We start from the raw sequence: 11,777 nt of genomic DNA, 5'->3' as shown, positions 1-11,777 counted from the left end.
CATCCAGATTGAGAGGGATTATCGCACGCTGGAAATCGGCCGATACTTCAGGTCAAGCGCCTTTCTTGCGGCGCACCTACCGAGGAACATGATGAAGCAACTTCAACTGGGTAAGACGGGTCCGCTAAGCTCCGCCATCGGTCTTGGCTGCATGGGGATGTCAGGCATGTACGGTCCGTCCGACCGCGCCGAAAGCATTGCCACGATCCACGCCGCGCTCGAAGCCGGCATTACGTTGCTCGATACCGGCGATTTCTACGGCTCCGGCCACAACGAAATCCTGATCGGCGAGGCCCTGAGAAGCGCGCCGCCGTCACGCCGCGACGCGGCGATCATCAGCGTGAAATTCGGGGCCATGCGCGACCCCGCAGGCGGCTGGTCGCTCAACGATGCACGTCCCGCGGCGGTCAAAAATTTCCTCGCGTATTCGCTGCAGCGCCTGGGCGTCGATCATATCGACATCTACCGTCCTGCGCGGCTCGATTCCACTGTGCCGATCGAAGACACGGTCGGGGCGATTGCCGACATGATCAAAGCCGGCTATGTGCGGTCCGTCGGCTTGTCCGAAGTGGGCGCGACGACCCTCCGTCGTGCGGCGGCGGTGCATCCGGTGAGTGATTTGCAGATCGAGTACTCGCTGATTTCGCGCGGCCTTGAAGACGAGATATTGCCGACGTGCCGCGAGCTCGGGATTGGCGTGACCGCGTACGGCGTGCTATCCCGCGGTTTGATCAGCGGCCACTGGAGCAAGGAGTCAGCGGGGAAAGGCGATTTTCGCGCCATGAGTCCGCGCTTTCAGGGGGACAACGTCGATCACAATCTCGCGCTCGTGGATGCGTTGCGCAAGGTGGCCGATGCAAAAGGCGTCTCGGTTGCGCAGATCGCGATTGCCTGGGTTGCGGCCCAAGGCAGCGATATCGTGCCGCTCGTTGGCGCGCGCCGGCGCGATCGTCTTGCCGAAGCTCTCGGTGCGGTTGATGTGACGCTCAGCGCGGAGGATCTGGCCGCGATCGCGCAAGCAGTGCCGCATGGGGCCGCCGCAGGTGAACGTTACGCAGCGGCGCAGATGGCGCATCTCGACAGCGAACACGGAAGTCAAGGCCACGCTGCCTGATGCCTTGACGGGGTCGTGCAAACCGGGTGAGCCACGCACTGTTGAATGCGCTGTGGCGTGGCTTCACCCCGTTTTCACCTTGTTGTCAGCGCGTCAGAAACGGTGGTCCTGTTCAGTACCCGGCGTGAACGAGACGCCACGCAAGACCTCACCAAATCCCGCGCTTCGCAACGTGACGAATTTCTCGCGGGCGGCACCGGTCGCACTCGTATTCGCGCGCAGGTCGCGAATGGCAACCAGCTGGTTCGGATCCGCGCCAACATCACCGTTGCCGCTGACGGTCGAGGTCATGGCCCAGAGCGTGACTGTGCCGTCATGTTCGACGCGGCCGGTCAGGTTGCGCAGCCCATCGGTCGCCGGTGCCCATGGCAGTCCAGTTGCCGTATTGGAGCCGGTCGGGTACCCGGGCACCGTGTATTGCTGGCCCAGGTTCAGACCAGCCTGCAAGGTGTAGGCGAGCGTCCACTTCTTCGCACCGGCGTTGTACACCCACTTTTGCAGACCCGCGCCAGTCTGCGCGGCTGCGTGCGTGTAAAGATCGGCGCCACCCGTGTAGCCATCGCCCTCGTCCGCCACATAAAGCGTCGTAGCATTGGCGAACCAGAGGCCAAACGGATAGGAGAGCGCAGTCGCGGTCTTGTTGGGCGTCGACGGAAAGCCGGCCAGCACGCACATATTGCTGGGTAGTCCGTTGGTTTGGACTGTGGCCGGGTCGTAAGAAAGCGGCTTGCTGGGCAGCGCCGCATTGGCGGCAGGCACGCCCACGCCTGACGGGCAGGCATTGCCAGTGGTATCCACGAAGTACACCGTGTTCACGCCATTGCTGCCACTGCCCTTCGTAAAGTAGAGGACGTTGTTGAAGATTGTCATGCCCCGGAAGTTATCGTCCTTGCCGATCTTGTCCGCTGACCCGCCAAGTTCAGAGACCGAAAAGCTGGCGAGCGGCGTCGGCGTTCCGGGGTCCTGCTGTGCTTCATGCTGTTTCGCCGGGTCGATGAATTGTGCGCCGGCACCGAGGATCACCCCAGCCGGTTGGGGGTTGGCACCGTTACCCGCGTTGCCGGACGTGTAGAAAAAATCTTCGCCATTGCGGTTGTTCAGAATCGCCGAACGTCCGTTGTTTCCGCTATACGCGTTCGTCTCGGTGACGCGCAAGTGGCCATCGCGGTCGACGCGAGCGACTGCCCGATAGTAGCTCTCCCCCACCGGATTAGTGAGGTCGACGGCGCCTGGCGTGTTCGAATTGGAGACGTCCAACGCATTGACCGGCGCCACATAGCCCATGAAAGTCAGATACTGGCCGTCGAGCGAAAGGTGCAGGCCGAGCTCCGATTTGGAGCTGAAGCTGGTCACGAGCTGGTCATGTCGCGACGTCTTCTGCAAACTGTTGGGCACTTCGAGCGAGCTTACCCACTGGCCTGACGGCGTAATCTGATCGAGAAAGATCCGCGAAGTGATGCCGAAGCTGCCGTCATAGCCGTCGTTGTTCCATACGTACGGATAGGTGCCATCGTTCGGCGCGCCAGTGGCCGCTCCACAGGTCCCCTTCGTGCTCCCGCAATTCGGCGGTAAGACCGCGCCAACCTGTACGTTGCTCGACTGGTTGTCATACACGCTTCGACTTACAACGAGTAAGCCTGGCTCAAAGCGGCTGTCACCGCGGAAATCGGGCTGCTCGGCATGTGCGTTGAGGGCGGCGGCGCAGAGCACCAGTGCTACCGTGGAAGCCGGTCGGGGGCATGACGGGCGGCGTGTTGCTTTGCGGACGGGAGTCGTTTTCATCTGTCGTTTCCGGGTATGGAGGTGGAAGTTCTTTCAGACGGACTAGCACGTACAACCCGGTTACCGTAACAACGCTTGATGAAGGATTAGTGGCGGCGACTTCGGTGCAAACCCCCATTGCGGATCCGCGCATTCGCTTCCCATTCCCGAGAGCAGTTGAGAAGCGAAGACCCGTATGCGTTTGCCGTCCTGGCATGGACGGTTGTTGCAGGTTTTTAGTTTTTGTCGGCCAGCGGAAACGCAGTGTCCCGGACTGCATGTTCCGACGACATTGCGTGCTTCAGCTTGACGACGAATGGCGCATCCGGGTTCATGATGAACGTCATCAGTACGCCGCAGGCCATCACGCCGATGGAGAGCAGGAAGGTGACATTCCAGTTCCCCAGGCGGTCGATCAGATAACCGGCCACAACCGGACTGACGATCGCGGCGGTAAAGCCGGTGCCGCTCATGATGCCGCTCGCTGTGCCCGAGCGGTCATAAGCAATGTCCATCGGAATCGCCCACATAGGTCCGATATTCATTTCGTTGAAGAACATCGCCGCCGCGAGGAAGATCAGCGAATACATCGGATCGTGTATCAGCACCACCGGGATCAGTGACAGCCCGGTCATGGTCATGCAGAACGCGACCAGGTAGCTGCGCGCGAGCTTCAGATTGCCGGTACGTCGAAGCAGTCGATCACTGATCAGGCCGCCGGCCAGATCGCCGAACACCCCCGCGACGAACACCCCTGAGGTGAAAATGACCGCCTTCTTGATGTTCAGATGGAAGCTATGCATGAAGTAAAGCGGCATCCAGTCCAGCATCAGCCAGAGGATCCAGTTGTAGCAGAAGTAGACGCCGGAGACCGGCAGCAAGCGGCGATAAAGACGTGCCCATGTCCCCGGTATTTCCACCGGACGTACCGTCGGCGGCGGCAGGCTGCTGATCTCTTCAGGCGTGATGCGCGGATGATCCGCCGGCTTCTCGGTGTACGTCACGTACCACAGCACCAGCCAGCCGAAACTCAGCGCGCCGAGCAGGTAAAACGAGAATCGCCAGTTGAACGCCGTCATCAGCGCCAACACCAGCATCGGCGCCACAGCGTTGCCGAGCCGCGCCGAGGAGTGCGTGATGCCCTGGGCCATGCCGCGCTTGTCCTTTCTCACCCACGACGCCATCGCGCTCGTGGAGGCGGGGAAGGTGGCGCCTTCGCCCAAACCCAGCAGCAGTCGCGCCGCGACAAGTGTCGCGAAGCCGCCTGCGAGACCCGTCAGCGTGGTCGCCACCGCCCAGATAAGGGCACAGAAAATCAACGTGCGCTTGGCCCCGAAGCGGTCACTGACCCAGCCGCCGATGAACTGGAACAGCACGTACGGATACGCGAAAGCCGAGAAGATGAAGCCGAGTTGCGTGTTGCTGAGTCCGAGCTCGGACTTGAATTGCCCAGCGGCGGTGCTGATGTTGACGCGGTCGACGTACGTGATGAAGTACATCAGGCACAACATCAGCAGGACTAGCGTGGTCGCCTTAGGCTGTAATCGTTTCATGTCTCACTCCACTGTGTTCGTTGTTATTTTTTCGACGCGCCCGAGGTAAAGGAGGCCACGGCGTTCTTGAAGTTGTCGCTGCCGTACACCGCTTCGATCAGATCTTCGTCATCGAGCCGCTGTTCAACCACGATGCGGCGCAGGCTTTCCTTCACGGCCTGCTGCGTGACCAGCGAAAGTGCAACGAGCCGTTGCGCGAGCGAGTGCGCGGCTTCTTCCAACGCACTCTGCGAGCACACCTCATAGACATAGCCGCACGCCAGTGCCTCTTGCGCCGTGACGTATTCGGCGAGCAGCAACATCCTCTTGACCCGTGGTACGCCGAGCGCGGCTTGCAAGCGCGCGAGGTTGCGCGACGACAGCGTGTTGGAGAGCGTCTTCGCGATCGGCGCGCCAAAGCGCGAGCCGTCGCTGCAGACTCGGAAATCGCACGCCGTTGTCAGCGCGAGGCCGCCGCCCACGGCCCACCCGTCGATTACCGCGACCGTGGGGACCGCAATGCGTTCGATCGTGTCGATGACGCGCTCGACGAAGGCCTCGTAGGTCACGCCATCGCGGCCATCGCGAAAGTCCTTGAAATACGCGATATCGGTGCCGGAAATGAAAGACTTGCCGCCCGCGCCTCTAAAAAGAATGCAGCGCACGCTGGTGTTCTGTTCACACTCGGCGACGAGTGCAAGCAGCGACTCGTACATGTTCAGCGTCATCGCGTTATGCCGCTCAGGGCGGTTGATCACGATCTCCGCCACGCCGGATGGATGGAGCGTGAGTCTGACGAGATCGCTCATGGCGCCGTCCCGTTGATCTCGGCAAAGATCTCCTCGTTATGCTCGCCCAGCAGCGGCGGATGACGACGCACCGTCTGCGGCGTGCCCAACATCTTCACGGGGAAACCGATGTTTTTGACCTTGCCTTCGTTCGGGTGGTCGATCTCCATGCACATGCGGCGGTGCGTGGCGTGCTCGCTTTCGAACGCTTCGGGATAGGACAGGATCGGGCCGGCCGGAATGCCGGCGGCGAGCATTGCGTCGACCCAGTCGTCGCTATCGCGCCTCGCGAACTCCTGCTCCAGGGCTTCGATCAGCGCCTCGCGATTCTTCAGGCGCAGCGATACGCTGGCATAGTCAGCGTGCGTGACAAGGTCCGGGCGCCCCAGCAGTTCGCACAGTTTCGTCCATAGTTTCTGGTTGGTCGCCCCCATCACGAAGTAGCCGTCACGCGCTTTCACAGCCTGGTAGGGCGCACTCATCTTGTTGCTGGTGCCGAGCGGTGTCGGCGGCACGCCCGTGCCCCAGTATTCCGACATGTCCCAGATCGAGAAGGCCATGACTGAATCGAATAGCGATGCGTCGATGTGTTGACCCTCGCCGGTCTTCTGCGCGCCGATGTAGGCCGACAGCAGACCGTAAACCGCGAACAGCGCGCAGCCGATATCCGCCACCGGCACCCCGGCCTTGACGGGCTTTCCCCCCTTGTAGCCGGTCACGCTCATCACGCCGGACATGGCCTGGGCCATGAGGTCGAAGCCTGGACGCGACGCCCATGGTCCGCTTTGTCCGAAACCCGAGATGCTGACGTAGACAATCTTCGGATTGATTGCCTTGATCGACTCATAGTCGATGCGCAGTCGTTGCACCACGCCCGGACGGTAGTTTTCGACGATCACGTCGGCGGTCTTGGCGAGCTCGTAGAAGAACTCGCGACCTTCCTCGCTCTTGAGGTCCAGCGTCAGTGAGCGCTTGTTGCGGTTCATGTTCAGGAAGCCCATGCTGTCGGGCCCTTTCATCTTGAAGCCCATCGCACCACGGGTCTGATCGCCTTCGGGCGGCTCGACCTTGATCACGTCGGCGCCCATGTCGGCCATCAGCATGCAGGCGAATGGGCCGGCCATGACCTGGCTGACGTCCAGCACGCGGATGCCTTGCAGCGGCAGATGCTTCGATTCCGTCATCTCGAGTTTTCTCTGTAGAAGGTGTGAGTCGAACCGCTCAGCCATGTTGTGCATGGCCGGCAGGTTTTCTGTCCTCACTGTCCGCTACAGACCAGGCCGCCGCAAGAATGCCTGGAGCATGTCTGGTTTCGCGCGTTGCGAAACCGGCCCGCGCTTACCGGCCCGACACTAGGCCGGTCCGCCGAGAAGCTCGGCCACCACGTTGTGCAGGGTCTGCGCCTGGGCGTGGCCTTCGACGCAGGATAAAACGTAGTTGCGCTGATGCCAGTCGCCGATGAGCGCTGCCGACGCCAGCGATGCCTCGGGATGAAAACTGCGCAGAACCTCGGGCGGCATCAGGCCCACGCCGAGGCCATGACGCACCATCGCCAGCATCGTGTCGAAGCCGCTGACGGTGAAATTGTTGGCGAATTGCCGCCCGCGGCTGCGGTACGCGCGTTGAACGGCCGACAGGACCGCGGAGCCCTTGCCGAGGCTCACGATGGGGAGATCGAGAATATCGTCGATGCCGACCGGGCCGTCCGGAAACTGAAAATGCGGGCGGCTATACACCAGCACCAGTTCGTCCTCCTTGTACGGAGACTTGGCGAGGTTCAGGAAGCCGCTTTTCTTTTCATAGATACCCACGTCGATCACTTTGTCGCGCAGCAGTTGCTGCACGATTTTGCTGTTCTCCTCGACGATCTTCAGGGAGATCCTGGGATACTTGCGCTGAATGGTGGCAATCTCGCGCGCCAGGAACTGGATGACGACGGCCTTGGGCGCGCCGATGATAATGCGGCCATCGAGCCCCTGGTTGAGCGCCTGCGCGTCGCCTTGGAGGCGGTCGATGAGGTTGTCGATCTGCCGGACGTATTCCAGCAGCTTGGCGCCCGATTCGGTGATCTCGACGCCGTGCGGTACGCGCTGGAACAGCTTGGCGCCGAGTTGCGCTTCGAGGTCCGACACGCGCCGTGACGCGGCCGCCACCGCCAGGCTGAGTTTGTCGGCGGCGCGGGAGATGCTGCCTTCTTCAGCAATGGCGAGGATCAGACGGACGGTGGTTGTGTCGAACTTCACGCGGGTCTCCAGTCTTTATCGATCTGCATGGTGGCGCGGGACAGTGCGCTGGACGGGGAGGATCGTCTGGCGCTGCCGCGATTTCACTCATGATAAAGGCTGCGATGAAATGCCTTGCCTGCAGCGTGGGTGCCATCCATCTGTAATGCGGGATGGCCGAAAATCGAATCGTCACGCTAAAACGGCCGCAGGTCGGCTCGGTATGAAGAGGCGCAACGGGGCGACCTTGGCCATTTCACGCGTCAATGTCGCCCCGCCTGCAAATGAGTGTGGGACCGAATCATGGCGTCTTTCGGAGGCGTCGGATCTGTCGGCGCCTCGTCGGGGGACTCCAACGCATCGATGCTCGTGTCGGTACGGTTGAGCATCGCGTGGGCCTTGTTCATATCGAGCGCCCCCTCCCATCGAGCCACCACAATGGTCGCCACCCCGTTACCGATCAGGTTCGTGACTGCACGAACCTCGTTGAGGAAGCGATCAACGCCAAGCAGTAGCACCAGCCCAGACACAGGGATTTTGTGCATCGAGGCCAGCGTGGCAGCCAGCGCAACGAATCCGGCTCCGGCCACACCCGCGGACCCTTTGGATGTCAGCAGCAGCACGCCGAGGAGCAGCAACTGGTCCCAGATCGTCAAGTGGATATTCATCGCTTGCGCAACGAACATCGAGGCCATGGTCAGGTAGATTGCCGTGCCATCGGCATTAAAGGTATAGCCCGTAGGCAACACCATCCCGACTACGGGCCGCGAACACCCTAGCTTCTCCATTTTGAAAAGCATCTGCGGGAGCACCGCTTCAGTCGAAGCAGTACCGAGGGTAATGAAGATTTCGTCCTTGATGTAGCGGAGATACTTCCACAGCGACAGCCCGGTCATCCGCATCACCAGACCAAGCACAACGACCACGAAGAAAATCGAGGTCAGGTAAAGGCACAGCATCAACTGGCCGAACGATGCCAGCGTGCCAATTCCGTACTTCGCGATGGTAAATGCCATGCCGCCAAAGGCCCCGACGGGCGCGACAACCATCACGATTCGCACTACACCAAACATGCCCTGAAGGAACATGTCGAGCATGTCGACGAACGGCGCAGTGCGAGGACCCAGCCTGGCAAGCGCGATTGCGAACAGAAGCGAAAAGAAGATGATTGGCAGGATGTCTCCATTCGCAAATGCTCCGACAATGCTGTTCGGCACGATGCTCATGAAGAACTCAAGCATCCCGTGCTGTTGTGCCGCATGGGCGTAGGTGGAAATGGCCGAACCGTCGATATGCGCGGGGTCGATGTTCATCCCACTGCCCGGCTTGATAACGTTCACGACTACAAGGCCAATAGCGAGCGCGATCGTTGATGCGATTTCGAAGTAAACGACCGCCTTGACGCCAACGCGACCCGCCTCATGAAGGTCGTTCATGCGGGCGATACCGACCACAACGGATGCGAAAATGATCGGGGCAAGCAGCATCCGGATCAGTTTGATAAACAGGTCGCCGAGTGGTTTGAGTTGAGAGCCGATGTCAGGGTAGAAATGGCCGACGAGGACACCGGCAACAATGCCAATCAGAACCTGTACGTAGAGCCTGGAAAGAGCTTTTCCGATCTTTGAAACCCGCATGAATGTCTCCTATGCGTGGCATCTTTTAATGAAAGTCAGGGCGAGCACCCGCAGCGGGATCTATCGCTGCGGTGAGCACGGACCGATTTCGCCTGCGTTCCCGTTATCTATTTTTGTGAACGCTACGCCGACGCTTTTGTCGGCGCGTTTTGCCGGTTGGTGGCTTATGCGGCCAGCTTTTGCATCTCGGCAAAGAGATCGGCTTTTCCTTCGAAGCCGATGCCGGGCAGATCGGGCATCGTGATGAAGCCGTTTTCCACCTTCACGCCATCGGGGAAGCCGCCATAAGGCTGGAACAGGTCCGGATACGATTCGTTGCCACCCAGGCCAAGGCCCGCCGCGATGTTCAACGACATCTGGTGTCCGCCGTGCGGAATGCAGCGGCTCGGCGACCAGCCGTGCTGACGCAGCATGTCGAGCGTGCGCAGGTACTCGACAAGGCCATAGCTCAACGCGCAATCGAATTGCAACCAGTCGCGATCCGGGCGCATGCCGCCGTAGCGAATCAGGTTGCGGGCGTCCTGCATCGAGAACAGGTCTTCGCCGGTCGCCATCGGCTTGTCGTAGTAGTTGCGAAGCGTTGCCTGCAATTCGTAGTCGAGCGGGTCGCCCGGTTCTTCGTACCAGAACAGGTCATATTGCGAGAGTGCCTTCGCGTACTGGATCGCCGTGTCGAGGTCGAAGCGGCCATTAGCATCGACGGCAAGTTTCTGTCCGTCACCGAGCACGCTCAGGATCGAGTCGATGCGGCGCAGATCTTCGTCGAGCGAAGCGCCGCCGATCTTCTTCTTCACGACTGTGTAGCCACGATCGATATAGCTGCGCATTTCGTCTTTCAGCTTCTCGTGATCCTGGCCGGGGTAGTAGTAGCCACCCGCCGCGTACACGAAGATCTTGCGGTCGTGCTGCCCGTTACCGTAACGGTCGGCCAGCAACTGGAACAGCGGCTTGCCTTCGATCTTCGCCACGGCATCCCAGATCGCCATGTCGATCGTGCCGATCGCGACCGAGCGCTCGCCGTGGCCGCCCGGCTTTTCGTTCGTAAACATGGTCGCCCAGATCTTGTGCGGATCGAGGTTGTCGCCGGCATCGCTAGCGAGCGTGGCGGGATCGGCTTCGAGGATCCGCGGAATGAAGCGCTCGCGCATCAGCTTGCCCTGGCCGTAGCGGCCATTGGAATTGAAGCCGTAACCCACAACCGGCTTTCCATCCCGGATGACATCCGTCACCACGGCGACGAGACTCAGCGTCATCTTGCTGAAGTCGATGTAGGCATTCCGGATCGAAGCGTTGATTGGAACGGTCTTTTCGCGGATTTCAACGATTCTCATGGCTGCGTCTCCTGAATTTTGGGCACATATTGCATGTGTCTGGCTGCAATGGAAACTAGCTTATCCGCGAAAGGAGGCGTTAGAATTCACTTGGATTCATTTCATTTTTTACTTTAAGAGAACAACTGAGGTGAACAACTGAGGTGACAACTGACTCAGCGTCCGATTTCGAATTTTTCATCCTCCTCGCCAGGCTCAAAAGCTTGTCGGGAGCAGCGCGGGCGCTCGATCTCACGCCACCGGCAGCGACCAAACGCCTGGGGCTAATGGAACAAAGGCTAGGGGCGCGGTTAGTCAACAGGACAACACGGAGTGTCAGCCTGACGCCGGAAGGCGAGACTTATCTGCGCTACGCGACGCTGATCGTTGGACAAGTCCGGCAGATGGAAGACGAGATATCCGGAGCTCGATCCGATCCCCACGTGTGAACGGCTGTGAGAAACCGACACTAAACGGCGGCGTCAGTCAGAGATACGGAATGGTCCAGCTCTGCTGAGCGGTTTGGGAATGGTTGGCGCGAAGAGCAGGAAGCGGTACCGGGTGCGTCGGAAGGAGCCCGTAGGGCGAGTGCAGACGCACCCGACGCGGCTCGTTTCAGGAAGTGGTGACGCTCAGGTCGAGATGCGGTAGAAGAAGGGATACCGCCGAAGAAACAGGCCCGACACCGGCTCAAACCGCCAAGTTCACTCCGATGTCGAGCCCCACACGCGCATGGGGCACGGGTGCCGGTCCAGTATGGCACGGTCCATTAGTCCCGTCGATAGCGTTTCGGCATTGACGGGGATTGCCGATGCCGGCCACCGGCCGCCTGTTTGTGTGCGCCCGCTGCCGGGCGCAGGTCATCGTTTGCCGCCGTTGCGACCGCGGTCAGATCTACTGCGACGGCGACTGCTCTGAGGTCGCGCGTCAAGCCAGCATGCGCGAAGCTGGCCAGCGCTATCAGCGCAGTCGTCACGGCCGCTTTGCGCATGCCGAACGGATGCGCCGCTATCGCAGCCGCCAGAATAAAGTGACGCATCACGGTTCCGCTGTGCCTGCCACCGATGTTCTACTGGCACCGACTTCGACGACGTCGGCGGCAAGAGCAGCGGTCCCCGCCACCGCTCCATCTGTGCCTGAGCATTGTCATTTCTGTCACTGCGTCTGTCCGGCCTTCGTGCGCATCGGGCCACTACGCCGTCGGGTCTTCCGTGATGTTCGTACTGCTACTGACTGCACAGGAAGTGACCCATGACCATCGAAGTTGAACTGGAGGCGCAGATCCTGCGCTATTATTTAACCCTCCGGATTATGTCAGGTTACGCGGTTGATCTCCGCCAATTGACCATCCTTAGGGGTAAAGACAAGTGATTGCCCGACATAATTTGAAGCTGCTAAAGACTGTTCAGAAAG

9 protein-coding genes and 1 pseudogene are annotated in these 11,777 nt (G+C 60.4%); 2 read left to right on the top strand and 8 right to left on the bottom strand.

Annotated features, from left to right (window positions below; translation table 11 throughout):
- The first annotated feature begins 91 nt into the window (after positions 1 to 91).
- Positions 92 to 1,114, top strand: coding sequence for an aldo/keto reductase (locus GNZ12_RS10575; protein ID WP_172310313.1), 1,023 nt, complete (start codon positions 92 to 94; stop codon positions 1,112 to 1,114).
- Between the two features lie 93 nt (positions 1,115 to 1,207).
- On the opposite strand, the gene GNZ12_RS10570 is transcribed toward GNZ12_RS10575, so the two are convergent.
- The 7 genes from GNZ12_RS10570 to GNZ12_RS10540 form a co-directional block, all read right to left on the bottom strand.
- Positions 1,208 to 2,896 carry a hypothetical protein gene (locus tag GNZ12_RS10570; RefSeq protein ID WP_172310296.1) on the bottom strand — a complete coding sequence of 563 codons (1,689 nt, stop codon included), beginning with the start codon at positions 2,894 to 2,896 and terminating at the stop codon, positions 1,208 to 1,210.
- A 215-nt stretch (positions 2,897 to 3,111) separates the two neighbouring features.
- Positions 3,112 to 4,428: an MFS transporter gene (locus tag GNZ12_RS10565; protein ID WP_172310295.1), complete on the bottom strand. Its 1,317-nt coding sequence runs from the start codon at positions 4,426 to 4,428 to the stop codon at positions 3,112 to 3,114.
- Positions 4,429 to 4,451: 23 nt separating this feature from the next.
- A complete protein-coding gene (locus tag GNZ12_RS10560) occupies positions 4,452 to 5,216 on the bottom strand; it encodes an enoyl-CoA hydratase (protein WP_172310294.1) in 765 nt (254 codons plus the stop codon).
- Complete coding sequence (locus GNZ12_RS10555; RefSeq protein WP_172310293.1) at positions 5,213 to 6,379, bottom strand: CaiB/BaiF CoA transferase family protein; 1,167 nt, start codon at positions 6,377 to 6,379, stop codon at positions 5,213 to 5,215. Before GNZ12_RS10555 ends, GNZ12_RS10560 begins: the two co-directional genes overlap by 4 nt.
- Positions 6,380 to 6,547: 168 nt before the next feature.
- Complete coding sequence (locus tag GNZ12_RS10550; protein ID WP_172310292.1) at positions 6,548 to 7,438, bottom strand: LysR family transcriptional regulator; 891 nt, start codon at positions 7,436 to 7,438, stop codon at positions 6,548 to 6,550.
- Positions 7,439 to 7,680: 242 nt separating this feature from the next.
- Entirely contained in the window at positions 7,681 to 9,054 is a 1,374-nt protein-coding gene (gene dctA / locus GNZ12_RS10545) for a C4-dicarboxylate transporter DctA (RefSeq protein ID WP_172310291.1), read from the bottom strand.
- A 164-nt stretch (positions 9,055 to 9,218) separates the two neighbouring features.
- Positions 9,219 to 10,385: a mandelate racemase/muconate lactonizing enzyme family protein gene (locus GNZ12_RS10540; protein ID WP_172310290.1), complete on the bottom strand. Its 1,167-nt coding sequence runs from the start codon at positions 10,383 to 10,385 to the stop codon at positions 9,219 to 9,221.
- Positions 10,386 to 10,528: 143 nt separating this feature from the next.
- Here GNZ12_RS10540 and GNZ12_RS10535 point away from each other — a divergent pair.
- Positions 10,529 to 10,804 (top strand): annotated as a pseudogene (locus tag GNZ12_RS10535) (LysR family transcriptional regulator); the annotation flags it as partial.
- 329 nt (positions 10,805 to 11,133) lie between these two features.
- Here the strand turns inward: GNZ12_RS10535 and GNZ12_RS10530 are convergent.
- Positions 11,134 to 11,403: a hypothetical protein gene (locus GNZ12_RS10530; protein ID WP_172310289.1), complete on the bottom strand. Its 270-nt coding sequence runs from the start codon at positions 11,401 to 11,403 to the stop codon at positions 11,134 to 11,136.
- Positions 11,404 to 11,777: the final 374 nt, after the last annotated feature.

The organism is Paraburkholderia solitsugae, assembly GCF_013177695.1.
Taxonomy (GTDB): Bacteria; Pseudomonadota; Gammaproteobacteria; order Burkholderiales; family Burkholderiaceae; genus Paraburkholderia; species Paraburkholderia solitsugae.
This window is presented reverse-complemented; position numbering and strand designations above follow the sequence as displayed.

Coding starts and splice junctions, on each gene's coding strand:
- GNZ12_RS10575 (WP_172310313.1), top strand. CDS start 92: ATGAAGCAACTTCAACTGGGTAAGACGGGTCCGCTAAGCTCCGCCATC.
- GNZ12_RS10570 (WP_172310296.1), bottom strand. CDS start 2,896: ATGAAAACGACTCCCGTCCGCAAAGCAACACGCCGCCCGTCATGCCCC.
- GNZ12_RS10565 (WP_172310295.1), bottom strand. CDS start 4,428: ATGAAACGATTACAGCCTAAGGCGACCACGCTAGTCCTGCTGATGTTG.
- GNZ12_RS10560 (WP_172310294.1), bottom strand. CDS start 5,216: ATGAGCGATCTCGTCAGACTCACGCTCCATCCATCCGGCGTGGCGGAG.
- GNZ12_RS10555 (WP_172310293.1), bottom strand. CDS start 6,379: ATGACGGAATCGAAGCATCTGCCGCTGCAAGGCATCCGCGTGCTGGAC.
- dctA (WP_172310291.1), bottom strand. CDS start 9,054: ATGCGGGTTTCAAAGATCGGAAAAGCTCTTTCCAGGCTCTACGTACAG.
- GNZ12_RS10540 (WP_172310290.1), bottom strand. CDS start 10,385: ATGAGAATCGTTGAAATCCGCGAAAAGACCGTTCCAATCAACGCTTCG.
- GNZ12_RS10530 (WP_172310289.1), bottom strand. CDS start 11,403: ATGCGTCACTTTATTCTGGCGGCTGCGATAGCGGCGCATCCGTTCGGC.